Source organism: Rickettsia endosymbiont of Cardiosporidium cionae (assembly GCF_015476335.1).
Lineage (GTDB): Bacteria > Pseudomonadota > Alphaproteobacteria > Rickettsiales > Rickettsiaceae > JADHZC01.
Genome location: NZ_JADAQY010000001.1, coordinates 68,706 through 83,764 on the forward strand (window position 1 = coordinate 68,706; position 15,059 = coordinate 83,764).

The following is a 15,059-nucleotide window of genomic DNA, read 5'->3' on the forward strand; positions in this document are numbered from 1 at the left end:
GAGCTATACTAAAAATTACTGAAGATTACTTTTTTTGATATTTTAGTTTATAACATAATTCTAATAACTCATTTTTAAAATATTTAATCATTTTAACTTTACTTATACTAAGTTTTTTTATTTGGGTATCAGTTGTTGGTAAGTGTTTGTAGATGGTTAGTATATCTTGGTTTGTAGCACAGAATTTTCTAGGAATATTTAGTTTTTTTGCAGATTCTTCACGAAACATTAGTAGTTCTACAAGAAGTTTTTTTTTAAGAGTGATTTTACTGTTACATGAGAATTTTTGTAGGATATTATCCTTTGATGTACAATAACTTTCTTTATTAAATGACTCATTTAACTTATCATTATAAAGTTTTAGCAAGTTATTTTTTTTTAGTTTTTGGTGTAATCTTTGATAAAGTAATGGTAAATATTTTATATCATTTATAGCATACTCAATTAACTGTGGTTTCAATGGCCTTATTATCCAATCAGCGGTTTGGTATTTTTTATCAATTTCTACATCTAATAATTCTTTACATAAATTTGCGTATCCGACATATTGTGTAGTATTACCAATATTACACATTTTTGCTGCAATTTGTGTATCAAAAATGTTGATAGGTATAATATTAAATATATGTAAAAATATTTCAAAATCTTGTTTTGGATCATGTAGTACTTTTAAAATATTTTGGTTTAATAATATAGACTTAATTTTTATTAAATCTATATCTGATAACGCATCCACTATTAAAAATTCATCATTTTGCGTTGCAATTTGTATGAGGCTTAGTTTAGGGTAGTATGTTTTTTTTCTATCAAATTCTGTATCTATATATATGGTATTAGATCTCAATAATTTATAGTAATTTATATTAAAGGATTTTTGATCCTTAATTAGTACAATTTCTACCACATCTACACAGTTCAATAAATGTAAGATATAACCTTAGTTTCATTAAGTGTTGAGATATACTTAACGACTATAAATAATGTGAACATAATATCATATTAACCATATTACTACAATCGTAGTAATATTAATTTATTAGTTCAATATTGCACTCAATTTAGTATTGTTGTACAATTCATATCCCGTGTTCAAATAAAAACCATTGATTCCTTTAAAATTATGAAGTTTTTAAAAAAAATTTTATTGTTTTGTATAGTTTTAATAGCAAATTTTGTATTGATTAATGCTTTTGCTGAAGATCGTTTATGTTTTGAATTATTTATTAAAGATCATAAATTTACTCCTAAAATTTTAGAAGTGCCTGCTGGTAAAAAGTTAAAAATTACAGTATATAATCAGGATCCTACAGTTGAGGAATTTGAGAGTTTTGATTTAAAGAGGGAAAAAATTGTTCCGGCTTATGCTAAGATTAATATAATATTAGCACCTTTAAAAGTGGGTGATTACAGATTTTTTGGAGAATTTCATGAAGATACTGCTCAAGGAATATTAAGAGTTGTTAATTTGAGTGATTTTAGTCCTAGCTAAATGGGCTTCATTATTATGTAATAAACTTCTCATTTTTTTTATTTTTCATAGATATATTTTTTAATATATCATTTTATTTTCATTAATATTTAATATATATGTTTAAAATATTTATAATATTATTTCGTGAATCCTTAGAAATTGCAATTTTATTAGGGATTTTTTTTGCTATTGCTAGAAATATTAAAAATTTAAAATTTTATGTAATATTAGGGGTATCAATAGGCAGTATTTTATCTATTATTTTATCATTTATAATATATGGTATTCAGTTTGTTATAGATGATGAATATCTAAATTTGTTGGATGCAGTAATAATATTATGTACTTCTGGTTTTATTACTTGGACAGTAGTCTGGATTCAGGACTATTCAAAATTTATTCAAAATAATCTTATTTTATTATCTAGTAAAGCACATTTAAATTTTATTAATATGTTTATTTTTGTATTTATAGTAGCTTTCACTATATTTCGAGAAGGTGCTGAGATAGTGTTATTTGTTTATGGTACGATGACATCAGTACAAATAGCTTTGTATGATTGTATTTTAGGTATTATTTTAGGAGCGTTAGCGGGGGGAGTATTAGGAATTGCTATACAATATGGTTTACTTAAGATTTCTGTTAAATATGTATTTAGGGTGTCATCAACAATGTTGGTACTTATTGCTTCAGGTCTTTCTGCGGAAGCCGCTGGTATACTTACTTCATCAGGGATTGTTAATATTTTCACAAGTGAATTATGGAATTCTTCTTGGTTAATTGATCATAATAGTGTATTTGGTAAGATCTTTGCTGCAGTAACTGGATATGATGCAAAACCTAATGCCTTACAGTTAATTTTTTATTTTTGTAATATGATTATTACTATATTTATGATAAATATACGTAGTAGAAAAATATTAAAATAATCAAAATTATGTCTGTATTCCTAATTGATTTTTGTCCTTTTTTAGCATTTTTTATTGGTTACTATATTCATGCTAATTTGCTTTTTGCTGGTATATATGCATCTTGTATATCAATTCTTGCTGTTGCTGTATGTTACATTTATAAAAAATCTGTTACAAGAATTCAATTTTTTTCTTTATTTGTGCTATTATTTTCTACTTTTCTTACTCTGATGACTGGGAATACATTATTCATTAAAATTAAGCCTACAATAATCTATTGTACGATATCCAGTATCTTATTTATTAGCTTATTTTATGAAATCACAGCTTTAGAATATTTAATGGGAAAAAAGTTAGTATTCAAAGATAGGATATATTGGAAATATTTGACTATTAGATTTGCAATATTCTTCTTTTTGATGGCAATTTTAAATGAATTTGTTTGGAGATTTTTTGGTAATGATATCTGGGTAAAATTTAAAGTAGTATTTACTTTACCATTAGTTTTTGTATTTATAATTTTTCAGGTACCATTTATTATTAGGAATAAATTATGATAATTTTCAGTTTTCTATATTGCTAATCATTTAGATAGCGATTGTATGAATTCTACTGTAGTTTTATTACTGGTATAAAGCTATTCAAATTAACCCCCTACTTGTTTAATAATGTCTTCCAGTGAAGAAAGTAACGAACATTCTAAGACAGAAGAACCTTCTAAAAAAAAATTAGAAGAAGCCTTAAAAAAGGGTAATGTTCTAAATTCTAAAGAGTTAACAAATTTTTTTCTATTTTTATTTATAACCTTGTCTATTGTATTGTTTGCAGGATATGGGTTACACTCCATATTTAATAATTTAAAAATTTTTGTTGTCCATTCTGGGGAAATGATACTAGATCAATTATTACTACAAAATTTTTTAACTAATACTATAAAGATAGTTTTTCTTTATAGTATTCCATTTTTATCAATAGGTTATTTTGCTTCTTTAATTTCTTTTTATGTACAAAATGGCTGTTTTATATTGTCTGTAGATACAATTCATCCAAAATTATCAAGATTATCTATTATCAAGGGATTTAACAAGATATTTTCTCGTAAAAATTTTATTAATTTATTACAAAATATTTTAAAATTAATTTTATTATCTTCATTGATAATACTTATTCTTTTCATGAATATTAAACAAATCACTCAATATCAAGAGTTAAGTATATCTTCAATATTGTCTCAATTTCAATCTATTATAGATAAGATATTAATCTTTATAACAATATTTACATTATTTCTTGCAATTTTAGATTTTTCATTACAAAAATATTTCCGTCATAATGATTTAAAAATGAGTAAACAAGAGCTAAAAGAGGAATATAAACAGACCGAAGGTGATATAGGAATGAAAAATAAGCTTAAGTTCTTAAGAAGGTCACAAATTCAACAAAATTTACAAAAACTTATTCAGGAGGCGACCGTAGTTATAACTAATCCTGAGCACTATGCTGTAGTTCTTAAATATGATATCAAATTATTACAAGCTCCGGTCTGTATTGCTAAAGGAGTCGATTTTATCGCGCAATATATCAAAGATCTTGCTATAGAACACAAAGTAGTAATTGTAAGGAACCCTACATTAGCTAGATCACTGTATCAAGATTTAGTAATTAATCAAGAAATTCCAGAAAAATATTTTAAAGATATAGCAAAAATTATTTCATATGTTATGAATGTTAATCAACAACGCAAGGCTAATCAGTAGAATTTTAAATAATAAGAATTTCAATTATAAATATACATAATTAAATATGCCACCAAACTAACTAATTATTAATTAATTAGTTTTTAATTAATATTTTGTATTGACATATCATCTTCATGAACATTATACTTATTATTGAATTAGTAAAAAAATAAGAGGCATAATGTTATGAGGTGTTTTGATATAGGTTATAATTTAATTTTTCGTTTTATAGTATTTTTATTCCTGACTAATGCTATAATGTTTTCGTATTATGATGTTGTGTTTGCAGTTGGAACTGATGTAATAGGTGACACATTGTGTAATCTTATTTCAAATTTACAAGGTACCATAGGCAAGGCTATCGCGACTTTAGCTATCTTCGCTGTGGGTATAGGTTTATTTTTAGGAAAAGCAAGTTGGACTATTGCTGCTACTACAGCGGTAGGTGTAGGTATAGTGTTTGGTGCTGGTCAGATTGTAGATTGGTTAAATATAGGAACGGTGGCATCATGTACCACTACCACTACTCCATAACAGACCAAAAGCCCTGCTATACTAGCTGCAAGTGGCAGGGTTTTGATCTGTAGTAGCTGGATTATTTTTATCTAGATATTTACTTAGCATGACTTCTGCTTCTTTATCTGAGGTTGCAACTATTATTAATAATGTAGTTAACATTTCTGAGTATAAAGAGATCTTTACATTATGTATTCCTACATTTTTAATAGCCTTATCTAGTAATATATTTTTTGAGAATGATTTGTCTAATTCTAAACTTTCTGACAATTTCTTTGTGATATTCACAGAAGAGATAGATCCAAATAATTTCCCATCTGAGGAAGCTTTAACAATAAATTTTAGATGTATTTTTGATATTTTATCAAATAATTTTTTAGCATTATTTTCTATTTTAAATTGTTCCTGTTCAAGAGATTCTTTTTCTTCTAGAAATATTTTTTTGTTTTTCTCTGTTGAAAGAATAGCAAAATTTTGTGGTATTAAATAATTTATTGCGTATCCACGTTTTACGTTAACTACTGAACCCAATTGCCCTAATTTACGTAGATTCTTTTTTAAAATGATTTCCATATTCTTGATTCAATATTAGTTTAAATTAGTAGAACTAAATGATAAATTTATAAATTATAGATTTACCTATTATGCCTATAAATAATAGGTAATATCCTAAAATGATGTATTAAATGTATGTTTAGTTAAATCATTTAATATGACTTACATAATACTAACTACATTAATAATAAAAGAAACACCTTAGAAATAGTTGATTTATATAAAATTCACTTATTAATCACAAGATTCTATTCCTTTATTGCCCCAATATATAACATATAAATTGTGTTTATGCAAAAATTCTTTATCAGAATAATTATGTAATGGATTTATTTGTATACATAATATTTTGAATTTGATACAATCCGGTGCCTGATGCTTTAGTTAAAGATTTGTCCATAAAGATTCTAGGAATTTGTTAAAAGGTAATTTTTATAATAGTAGTTTCGGTAATTTCAGGATTTAGTTATGATATATTTGGATTATAATGCTACAGCTCTTGTTCATGATTCAGTGAAGTCAGTTGTAATTGAGTTATTGGGTCAACCTATTAACCCTTCTGCTATACACAGTTTTGGCAGAATAGGGGAAAATATTATGGATGATGCTAGACAAAATATATTTTCGATGCTCGGATTAGAGCAAAATTCAATGGATTATGAAATAACTTTTACCTCTTCTGGTACTGAATCAAATAATTTAATTATTTCTAATTATTTAGATGGTGAGGTGTTCATTTCCAATATAGAACATGAATCAATCTTTTTGTATAAGAATGTTAGTCCTAATGTTAAAGTGATTGCTGTAGATCGACATGGCATGCTAGATTTAGATGATTTAAGGCTCAAGTTATCCAATAGTTTTAGCAAAAAGATACTAGTTTCTGTCATGATGGCTAATAATGAAATTGGAGTAATACAGGATATTAAAGCGATATCCTCTATTGCACATAAATTTGGAGCTGCATTTCATAGTGATATGGCACAAGTTCCTGGCAAAATTGCCGTAGAGTTAAAAGATTTAGATGTAGATTTTATTTCTTTATCATCTCATAAATTCAGTGGTTTTTTAGGTAGTGGAGCATTAGTTAGTAAAAAAAAATATAAATTAACTCCTATGATGTTAGGCGGAGGACAGGAACAAAACTTGCGTTCTGGCACAGAAAATATTGTGTCGATTGCAGCTTTTGGTGAAGCTTCGAAATTAGTACTAAAAAACCAAAAAAAATGGTACAATCAGATGCTGATGCTTAGAGATAGATTAGAACAGAAATTATCTGAGATTTCTTCTTCTATTAGAGTTATATCACAGAATGTATTGAGGTTACCTAATACGAGTTTAATAATTAACCCTAATACTACATCTGATGCTCAGGTGATTTTTTTAGATTTAAATAATATAGCAGTAAGTGCAGGTTCTGCTTGTAAATCAAGAAAAAAAAATTCTATATCTCATGTCTTAGATGCAATTGGGTTATCAAAAGAGGATATATCTTCTGCTGTTAGGGTATCTTTTGGCCCAAATAATACTGAAGATGAAGTAGATCAGTTTATAAACATTTATTCCAATATTAAGTATTGATATATTAAATCAAATGTAATTTTAGTTATATGTTAGAGAATTTAAGAGCAAAGTTAGTTGAGCAAAAATGTGAATTTCCTATTTACTTGGATAATCAATCAACTACAGCAGTAGATCCAAGAGTGTTTGAGGCTATGATACCTTATTTTACTCAAAATTATGGAAATCCTCATTCTCGCAGCCATTCTTTTGGTTGGATAGCAGAAGAAGCTTGTGAAGATGCTAGAAGAAAAATTGCAACACTTATTGGAGCAGATTCTAGAGAAATTATTTTTACATCTGGAGCTACTGAATCTAATAATATGGCTATTAAAGGTACCGCTAATTTTTATAAGAATAAAAAAAGGCATATTATCACTGTAGTTACAGAACATAAATGTGTTCTAGATAGTTGTAGACATCTAGAACAGGATGGTTTTAATGTGACATATTTACCAGTGGAAAAAAATGGCATTATAAACCTAGATAATTTAAGGAATGTTATTACTAAAGATACTTTACTCGTTTCTGTAATGTGTGTTAATAACGAGATAGGTGTGGTACAGCCTATGAAGGATATAGGTAAAATTTGTAGAGATAGTGGGGTTCTTTTTCATTCTGATATAGCTCAAGCTTTCGGTAAAATACCTGTTGATGTTAATGAGATGAATATAGATTTAGCTAGTATTTCAGGCCATAAAATATATGCTCCTAAAGGTATAGGTGCATTGTATGTTAGGCGTAAACCTAGAGTAAGGCTTGCTCCGTTGATCAACGGAGGAGGGCAAGAAAGAGGGTTTAGATCTGGAACTTTGCCCACAGCTTTAGTAGTAGGGCTAGGTAAGGCATCAGAGATAGCTCTACTTGAAATGGATCAAGAATTAGCTAGAGTAAAAAAATTATTTAATAAATTTGTTAATACTATACAGAGTAGAGCGGCAGATGTATATCTTAATGGAGATAAAGAAAATCGTTATTATGGTAATATTAATTTGAGTTTTTCTTATATAGAAGGTGAATCTATGATACTATCTATAAAGGATTTAGCAGTATCTTCTGGTTCTGCTTGTACTTCTAATTCTTTGGAGCCTTCTTATGTATTAAGGGCACTTGCTATAGATGATACTATGGCTCATACTTCGATACGTTTTGGGGTAGGTAGATTCACCACTGAAGAACAATTAGATTACGCAGCGGAACTTGTTTTATCTAAGATAGAGGCATTGAGGGCCTTAAGCCCTCTTTGGGAAATGGTACAAGAAGGTATTGATATTACTAAAATTCAGTGGTCAACGCATTAATATAGTTAGAATTAAATATAATTTATAGGTAATATTATGGCATATAGTAAAGAAGTAATAGATCATTACCAAAATCCGCGAAATGTAGGATCATTCAGTAATGATCAAGAAAATATAGGCACAGGGTTAGTAGGCGCTCCAGCATGTGGAGATGTAATGAAGCTGCAAATAAAGGTTGATAATAATGTGATTACAGATGCAAAGTTCAAAACTTTTGGTTGTGGTTCTGCTATAGCTTCTAGTTCTTTAGCAACTGAATGGATAAAAGGACAAAATATTGATGATGCTTTTACAATTAAAAATACTGATATTGCAAAACATTTGTCATTACCACCTGTAAAGTTACATTGTTCACTTTTAGCAGAAGATGCTATAAAATCCGCAATCAAGGATTACAAAAACAAAAATGCAGCTAAAAACTTGGATTGAATATAATATAAAATTATTTGTTACTAAATGATATTCATATTATGACTAATAACCAGGTACTATTTGTTACAAAAGAGGCGGAGTTGCGTGTTCAATATTTGCTCAAACAGCGTAAATCTCCTCCTGCTGTTGGTATTAGAATTGGAGTTAAATCCGGTGGATGTTCTGGATTTAAGTATTTTATAGAATATGCAGATAAAATAGATAAATTTGATGAGGTAGTAAAAGGAGGAGATGTTACTATATTAATTGATCAAAAAGCTTTGTTTTTTTTGCTGGGTAGTAAGATGGATTATATTGAAGAGCAATTTAAATCTGGATTTGTGTTTATAAATCCAAATGAAAAATCTAAATGCGGATGTGGTAATTCCTTTTCTTTATAAGATAAATTGCACTATTATTCGATATCTAAATATATAATTGTTATTAATTAATTATTGTTGTGGTTTTATGTTTATGTTAAGAAGTTTATTCATAATTTTGTTAGCTTGTTGTTTTATATCTTGTGCTTTTGAAGGGGGTAGATCTAAATCTTCTAGTATTCAATATTCTAATATGATTCAAATAATTGAATCTGGAAATAGAGATTCTTTTGAATCCTCAGCTATTTTATTCGATAAAAAAAATATTTCTAAAACTCAACTAGCTGAACTTCTAATCCACGCTGTGAAGTATGATCGTACAGACATTGCAAAATTTCTTATAAGTCTTGGAGCAAATGTTAATCATTTCATTTCCCAAGAAAATATTACATATATTCCTACTTCAAAAGATGTTAAAACTAATAATTTATTATGGTTTGCTCCACAAGGTATTGCTTACAATCTTTTGTCCAAGGTTAACCATAATAGTAATGTAAGGGGGATGCCAAGTTATCTAGAACATAAAACTCCATTGAGTTATGCTGTAGAAAATAATAATTTTGAACTAGTTGAAATATTAATTAAAAATGGTGCAAAATTGGATAATAGTCAATGTGGTAAGAAAGCAAATAATTTTAAAAAACATGTTCACTTACCAATTGATGATACTACTCCATTGATGAAATCTTTAGAAACGCCTAATAGTATAAATATTAGTAGATTATTAATATCAAAAGGGGCTAAAATTAATAAAGCCAATGTTTTTAAAGAAACTGCTGTTATGTTTGCAGCAAAATCCAATAATATTGATATGTTAAAAGAGTTATTAGTTTTACATAAAGCAAAAATCGGAACTGTAACTAATGCAAACTGGAATGCATTATCATATGCGATTAGTAGTAATAGTTTTGATACAGCCAAATATCTTATAGAAAATCATTTTACTTTGAATAAGAATTCTAAGATCACTTCCCCGTTAGTATTGGCTAGTTTTTCCGGCAATGAAGAAATAGTAAAATTACTATTATCTAAATCTAATAAAGATATCAATACAAAAGCTACCATATATTCTATAGATAATTATGTTATGAAGCAAAGAGTTGCTCCGTTAATTAACTCTTATGGTTTATATGATTTATATTTATATGTTGAAAAACTATCTGAAAATAATACACTAGATAGTATATATACTTATTCTAATATGTCAGCACTTACTGCTTCTATAATTTCTGGCAATGTAAACATCACAAAGTTACTATTATCTAAGGACATCAAAGTAAATGATTATGATGATAGAGGATTTACCGCATTAATGTTTGCAATATCATTGAATAGGATAGATGCTATAGAATACTTAATAAAAAATTCTGCAGATATTAATTTCCAAAAAGTGAAATTTAATAAAAAAAATTCACAAACTGGTATAAATTATTTAACTCCACTTATGATGGCAATTCGTAATAATAATATTGAGGCATTTGACTTATTGCTAGAAGCAAAAGCAGACTTAAATTTACAAGATAATCTTGGTTATACCGCGCTAATGCACGCTGTTATTTCAGATAATATTGATTTTGTAAAATTATTAATAGATACTGGAGCAGATATTAATATAAAAGCTCGTGATGGAGCAAAAGTTTTAGATATTGCAACAACTCGAGGCAGTGATGATATAGTACAATTATTAAAAAATACTAATAATAATTAATCATATATTTAAAACAGCCTTTGTTGGATGACTTTTCAGGATCAATTAAATAAAATTTTGTATAAATATGAGCATTTATCAAAGTTATTGTCAGATGAAAATTTTAATCAAAATATTGTAAGGCATTCTAAGGAATATTCTGAGCTTCAACCTGTAGTAAAGAAAATTACTGAATATAGGGGGTTCATATCAGATATATCTGATATGAAGGAATTTTTGGCCGATAGTAAGCAAGATTTAGGTGATATAGATGAGTTGGGTTTAGAATTAAATAAATTATCTAATAAGGCTACTTCGCTTGAAAAAGAAATTAAAATATTATTATTGCCAAAAGATGAAGATGACGATAAAAACGCTATATTAGAAATCAGGTCTGGTACAGGAGGATTAGAGGCTGGTATATTTGCTGCTGATTTATTTACAATGTATGCAAAATATGCAGAAAAAAGAAATTGGAAATTTGAAATTTTATCTATATCTCATCTTGATATAGGGGGGTATAAGGAGGCTTCAGCATTAATTAAAGGTAAAGATGTATTTGCTAAGCTAAAATTTGAATCTGGAGTTCACAGAGTACAAAGGATACCTAAAACTGAAACTAGCGGGAGATTACATACTTCTGCTGCTACCGTAGCTGTCTTACCAGAGGTAGAGGATTTAGAAATTACGATTCAAGAAAAGGATTTGAAGATTGAAACATATAGAGCTTCAGGAGCCGGAGGGCAGCATGTAAATACCACCGATTCTGCAGTAAGAATTACACATATACCTACTGGTACCGTTGTGTGTCAACAAGATGAAAAATCTCAACATCAGAATAAAGCGAAAGCTTTTAAAATTCTAAAATCTAGGATATATGAATCAGAAAAGCATAAAAAAAATTTAGAAAGATCTAATATAAGAAGATCCCAAATAGGTTCTGGAGATAGATCAGAAAGAATTAGAACATATAATTTTCCTCAAGGGAGAGTAAGTGATCACAGAATAAATTTAACCCTATATAAAATTGATGAAATAGTAAAAAATGGCAATTTAGATGAAATAATAGACTGTTTAGCAACAGAAGATCAAATAAAGAAAATTTCCAGCTTAGATTTTTAAATAGTAATATATATTCATGTACCAGATAAACTAATAAATCATCAGCTGACGCTAGGTATGTTTTAAAATGGTAATTTTGATTAAATATATAAAATACATTTTAATTATTTTGATATCACTAGCTTCTTGTTCTTCTATGGATTTTTCTTATATAAAATTACCAAGTGCTAATTGGTTATCATTATCTCGTTCTATCAAATCTGGTAAGATTGACGAAGTATCTTCAGCTTTAGTTTCTATAGATTCAAAAGAAAAATTTTCTAAACATCTTGGTGAATTTTTAACAGAGGCAATTGAATTAGGTCATGATGATATAGCTGAACTACTTATAAAAAATGGCGCTGATGTTAATGTTCATTATGCTGATTATAATTCTCCTATTTTTAATGCTGTGCTACTTAGCAGCAAATTTTATTGTAAATCTCCTGCTCTGATGGCAGTAAGGCTAGGTAATACCAAAATTCTTAATATACTTTATAGTAATGGGCTACTCATAGAAGATCTTTATCTTATGCTTCATATGGCATCTAGAGGTATATACCGGAATTTGAGTTTAACATGTATACCTTGTTCATATTGTTTACATCTTTCAATGATTGGAGAGGCTATGAAATTTAAAAGATATGATATAATGGATTTTTTGCTATCTAAAGGATTAGGTTATCCCTACGGTATAGATGTATTTGGAAATACTCTGTTAATGCTCGCTATAGAAGAAGGAGATCAAAAAATAATACAAAAGTTATTACCATTTTATTACCCTTTGTATAATATAAATTTTATTAATAATACTGGATGGACCGCGTTATCAACTGCTATATATAAAGGTAATATTGAATTAGCAAAAACTATGCTCAACAATGTTGGTAGCTTAAAAGATCAGGATAAAGAGGTATTCCAGTTAGACTCAGATTCAGGACGTGTCTATCCTGTACAACCATTGATATTAGCTTCATTTTATGATAACACAGACTTGATTAATATGCTGATCAATAAAGATTTTGATCCCGATATTAAAGGTGATTTATCTCTAAATTTTGCTCTTGATACTGTGGTAAAAACTTTTACAAGCTTTAGGTTTTATAAAGTTGATTGGGTTGATTCTACAATAACATCTTATTATTCTGAGAAAAAACCTGAAATTGAAGATAGTGTAGTAGTTTTAAAGTCTATTACCCCATTAATTGCTGCATCAATTGCTGGTAATATAAATTCTATAAAATTATTGATTAAAGAAGGGGTTGATATTAATAGTTATGATTCTGAAGGGTATAATTCTTTGATGTTTGCAATAATGCAAAATAAAATTGATATAGTAAAATATTTGATTGACAATAATATTGATATTAATTTTCAGAAGATGAAATATAGAAGATTCAAGTTATTAAATAAAGATGCTATATATCCTACAGCGCTGATGATAGCAGTAAGATACTCTAACTTAGAGGCTGTTGATTTGTTATTATCAAAATCTGCTGATATTAATTTACAGGATAGCCTAGGACGTACCGCTTTAATATATGCAATAACTGAAGATAAATTAGAAGATGAGGTAGGTATAAAAATATTAAAGCTATTGCTAGACCATGGTGCCAATAAAAATATTAAAGATAGTAATAATCAAACAGCAATGGATCTTGCAAAAAAATTAAAACATGATAAAGCTATCAACATGTTACAATCAAAATAACTAATAATATAAGTATGAATAAAAGATATCTAAAAAATTTATTCAATATATTTATCTTTTTAATCTTGATTTCTTGTACTAATAGAGAATTTGTATATTTTAAACTACCTGAAACTGAATCAGTATTATTGTCTGAATCTGTAAATTCTGGAGATATTAATAAAGTTTCTTCAGCTTTAACCACTATAAAGCCAGGGAAAAGATTTGCTAAGCATTTAGGTAAATTTGTAACTGATGCAATTGCCTTAGGTTATGATGATATTGCTGAGTTGCTTATGGATAATGGTGCTGATGTTAATTCTTACTTCCCAGATTTTTCTAGACCTATTTTTAATAAGGTTCTAACATTTTCTAGATCTTCTAGGAGTAGTTTAGATAATAGTATGTATCCAATATCTAATTGTATAGTTAATCGTGTTAACAATGAAATGTTGCGTATATCCAAAAACAAATTTTATTGTAAATCTCCTGCTTCAATGGCTATAAGACATGGCAATATTAATATGCTAAAGAAATTATATGATCACGGATTATCTATTGAAGATCTGAGATTGTTAGGGTTTTATTATAATGGTATTAAATTCCATTATGTTGACTTAACTGACATACCATGTGTACATATCTCATTACTCCAGGAAGCAATACAAGCTAATATGCATGAAACTAATATGCATGATGTGATAGAGTTTTTATTATCTAAAAAATTATCTTATGTAGGTGGGTTAGATTTATTTGGAAATTCAATATTAGTAAAAGCTATTGAACAAAATGATCAAAAATTAATTGATAAACTTTTACAGAAAGAAGAATTTTCAACATTAGTAACAGTACCTTCTTATACTAAACCTTATAGCACAATGTACAGAATTCATTTTGCTAATAATTCTGGATTAACAGCTTTATCAACAGCTATTTACTTTGGTAATAATGAAGTAGCTAAAAAGATCATTAATCTTACTGAAGTTCCTGATGAAATTGAATATGGCGCTACTCACCATCCTAATACTGAAAATAGAAGTATCAAGTATGTACATCCTTTAGTAATAGCATCATTTTTAGGCAATGTTGAGATTATTAATTTATTATTGGATAAAAATATTAATCCTCATGTCGAAGGAAAATTATTTTTAAAAAATGGTCAAATATTACGAAATCCTCAATCATTTAGATTTAGTTCTGATAAACTTGAATATAGTATTACCTACTATGAGTACATCACAACAACAAGGGAATATTTACAATATAATAATCCAGTAGACTATAGTGTTAACTATACCCCAATAGAAGCTGCATTTAAAGCGAATAAACCAGATGTTGTGGAATTACTTTTAAATAGAATGAATGCAAATAATTTATCTGATGCCTTAATACTACTGATCAAAAATAGGTCGATTGTTGGTCTTGAATTTAGTATCTTGAACAAATTATTATCTAGAAATATAGATTTAAATTTTAGAGATCATAAAGGATATACAGCTTTGATGCATGCAGTAGACAAAAAAAGCTCAATAGAATTAGTGCAATTATTATTACAACATGGTGCTGATAAAAATATTAAAAATAACTCTAATCAGACTGCCTTGGATATTGCTAAGGAAAAAAGTAATAATTCATATTCTGAGTTTTGTAAAGCAGAATATGAAAAAGTAATAAATATTTTAGAAAATTAATAGATATAACCTAAGCAACTTGTATCCTCTACATTTTGTAGTATAT

The 15,059-nt window shown here is 27.7% G+C and carries 15 protein-coding genes; 13 read left to right on the plus strand and 2 right to left on the minus strand.

From position 1 onward, the window contains the following. Nucleotides 1-25 precede the first annotated feature (25 nt). Complete coding sequence (locus IHI24_RS00275) at nucleotides 26-904, minus strand: HRDC domain-containing protein (RefSeq protein ID WP_194966069.1); 879 nt, start codon at nucleotides 902-904, stop codon at nucleotides 26-28. A gap of 216 nt (nucleotides 905-1,120) precedes the next feature. Between IHI24_RS00275 and IHI24_RS00280 the strand changes: the two genes are divergently transcribed. The 5 genes from IHI24_RS00280 to IHI24_RS00300 all read left to right on the plus strand — a co-directional run bounded on the left by IHI24_RS00280 (nucleotide 1,121) and on the right by IHI24_RS00300 (nucleotide 4,655). Further along, nucleotides 1,121-1,489, plus strand: a complete 369-nt coding sequence (locus IHI24_RS00280; protein ID WP_194966070.1) for a cupredoxin domain-containing protein — start codon at nucleotides 1,121-1,123, stop codon at nucleotides 1,487-1,489. 98 nt (nucleotides 1,490-1,587) lie between these two features. Continuing rightward, on the plus strand, nucleotides 1,588-2,400 hold the full coding sequence (locus IHI24_RS00285; RefSeq protein ID WP_194966071.1) for an FTR1 family iron permease: 813 nt from the start codon (nucleotides 1,588-1,590) through the stop codon (nucleotides 2,398-2,400). An 8-nt stretch (nucleotides 2,401-2,408) separates the two neighbouring features. Beyond that, nucleotides 2,409-2,939: an inner membrane-spanning protein YciB gene (locus IHI24_RS00290; protein WP_194966072.1), complete on the plus strand. Its 531-nt coding sequence runs from the start codon at nucleotides 2,409-2,411 to the stop codon at nucleotides 2,937-2,939. Nucleotides 2,940-3,050: 111 nt separating this feature from the next. Next, the gene (locus IHI24_RS00295) at nucleotides 3,051-4,139 is read left to right on the plus strand and encodes an EscU/YscU/HrcU family type III secretion system export apparatus switch protein (RefSeq protein ID WP_194966073.1); all 1,089 of its coding nucleotides are present in this window, start codon (nucleotides 3,051-3,053) and stop codon (nucleotides 4,137-4,139) included. Nucleotides 4,140-4,307: 168 nt separating this feature from the next. Further along, nucleotides 4,308-4,655 carry a TrbC/VirB2 family protein gene (locus tag IHI24_RS00300; RefSeq protein ID WP_194966074.1) on the plus strand — a complete coding sequence of 116 codons (348 nt, stop codon included), beginning with the start codon at nucleotides 4,308-4,310 and terminating at the stop codon, nucleotides 4,653-4,655. Nucleotides 4,656-4,676: 21 nt separating this feature from the next. Here the strand turns inward: IHI24_RS00300 and rplI are convergent, their stop codons facing one another. Further along, on the minus strand, nucleotides 4,677-5,210 hold the full coding sequence (rplI, locus tag IHI24_RS00305) for a 50S ribosomal protein L9 (RefSeq protein ID WP_194966075.1): 534 nt from the start codon (nucleotides 5,208-5,210) through the stop codon (nucleotides 4,677-4,679). A gap of 450 nt (nucleotides 5,211-5,660) precedes the next feature. On the opposite strand from rplI, the gene IHI24_RS00310 reads away from it, so the two are divergent. From IHI24_RS00310 to IHI24_RS00345, 8 genes are all read left to right on the plus strand, one after another. Continuing rightward, on the plus strand, nucleotides 5,661-6,773 hold the full coding sequence (locus tag IHI24_RS00310; protein ID WP_194966076.1) for a cysteine desulfurase family protein: 1,113 nt from the start codon (nucleotides 5,661-5,663) through the stop codon (nucleotides 6,771-6,773). 29 nt (nucleotides 6,774-6,802) lie between these two features. Further along, nucleotides 6,803-8,053, plus strand: coding sequence for an IscS subfamily cysteine desulfurase (locus tag IHI24_RS00315; RefSeq protein ID WP_194966077.1), 1,251 nt, complete (start codon nucleotides 6,803-6,805; stop codon nucleotides 8,051-8,053). Nucleotides 8,054-8,089: 36 nt separating this feature from the next. Then, entirely contained in the window at nucleotides 8,090-8,482 is a 393-nt protein-coding gene (gene iscU, locus IHI24_RS00320) for a Fe-S cluster assembly scaffold IscU (RefSeq protein ID WP_194966078.1), read from the plus strand. Nucleotides 8,483-8,523: 41 nt separating this feature from the next. Further along, on the plus strand, nucleotides 8,524-8,865 hold the full coding sequence (locus IHI24_RS00325) for a HesB/IscA family protein (protein ID WP_194966079.1): 342 nt from the start codon (nucleotides 8,524-8,526) through the stop codon (nucleotides 8,863-8,865). A gap of 73 nt (nucleotides 8,866-8,938) precedes the next feature. Beyond that, nucleotides 8,939-10,552, plus strand: a complete 1,614-nt coding sequence (locus IHI24_RS00330; protein ID WP_194966080.1) for an ankyrin repeat domain-containing protein — start codon at nucleotides 8,939-8,941, stop codon at nucleotides 10,550-10,552. Between the two features lie 27 nt (nucleotides 10,553-10,579). Continuing rightward, nucleotides 10,580-11,653 (plus strand): peptide chain release factor 1, encoded by a 1,074-nt coding sequence (gene prfA / locus IHI24_RS00335; protein ID WP_194966081.1) that lies wholly within the window; start codon nucleotides 10,580-10,582, stop codon nucleotides 11,651-11,653. A gap of 67 nt (nucleotides 11,654-11,720) precedes the next feature. Next, nucleotides 11,721-13,343, plus strand: coding sequence for an ankyrin repeat domain-containing protein (locus tag IHI24_RS00340; RefSeq protein WP_194966082.1), 1,623 nt, complete (start codon nucleotides 11,721-11,723; stop codon nucleotides 13,341-13,343). A gap of 14 nt (nucleotides 13,344-13,357) precedes the next feature. Beyond that, nucleotides 13,358-15,013 carry an ankyrin repeat domain-containing protein gene (locus IHI24_RS00345; protein ID WP_194966083.1) on the plus strand — a complete coding sequence of 552 codons (1,656 nt, stop codon included), beginning with the start codon at nucleotides 13,358-13,360 and terminating at the stop codon, nucleotides 15,011-15,013. Nucleotides 15,014-15,059: the final 46 nt, after the last annotated feature.

Bases quoted from the DNA above. Each gene is read 5' to 3' on its own strand.
- IHI24_RS00330 (WP_194966080.1), top strand. From the start codon at position 8,939: ATGTTAAGAAGTTTATTCATAATTTTGTTAGCTTGTTGTTTTATATCT.
- prfA (WP_194966081.1), top strand. From the start codon at position 10,580: ATGACTTTTCAGGATCAATTAAATAAAATTTTGTATAAATATGAGCAT.
- IHI24_RS00315 (WP_194966077.1), top strand. From the start codon at position 6,803: ATGTTAGAGAATTTAAGAGCAAAGTTAGTTGAGCAAAAATGTGAATTT.
- IHI24_RS00345 (WP_194966083.1), top strand. From the start codon at position 13,358: ATGAATAAAAGATATCTAAAAAATTTATTCAATATATTTATCTTTTTA.
- IHI24_RS00300 (WP_194966074.1), top strand. From the start codon at position 4,308: ATGAGGTGTTTTGATATAGGTTATAATTTAATTTTTCGTTTTATAGTA.
- IHI24_RS00280 (WP_194966070.1), top strand. From the start codon at position 1,121: ATGAAGTTTTTAAAAAAAATTTTATTGTTTTGTATAGTTTTAATAGCA.
- IHI24_RS00340 (WP_194966082.1), top strand. From the start codon at position 11,721: ATGGTAATTTTGATTAAATATATAAAATACATTTTAATTATTTTGATA.
- IHI24_RS00285 (WP_194966071.1), top strand. From the start codon at position 1,588: ATGTTTAAAATATTTATAATATTATTTCGTGAATCCTTAGAAATTGCA.
- rplI (WP_194966075.1), bottom strand. From the start codon at position 5,210: ATGGAAATCATTTTAAAAAAGAATCTACGTAAATTAGGGCAATTGGGT.
- IHI24_RS00290 (WP_194966072.1), top strand. From the start codon at position 2,409: ATGTCTGTATTCCTAATTGATTTTTGTCCTTTTTTAGCATTTTTTATT.
- IHI24_RS00310 (WP_194966076.1), top strand. From the start codon at position 5,661: ATGATATATTTGGATTATAATGCTACAGCTCTTGTTCATGATTCAGTG.
- iscU (WP_194966078.1), top strand. From the start codon at position 8,090: ATGGCATATAGTAAAGAAGTAATAGATCATTACCAAAATCCGCGAAAT.
- IHI24_RS00325 (WP_194966079.1), top strand. From the start codon at position 8,524: ATGACTAATAACCAGGTACTATTTGTTACAAAAGAGGCGGAGTTGCGT.
- IHI24_RS00295 (WP_194966073.1), top strand. From the start codon at position 3,051: ATGTCTTCCAGTGAAGAAAGTAACGAACATTCTAAGACAGAAGAACCT.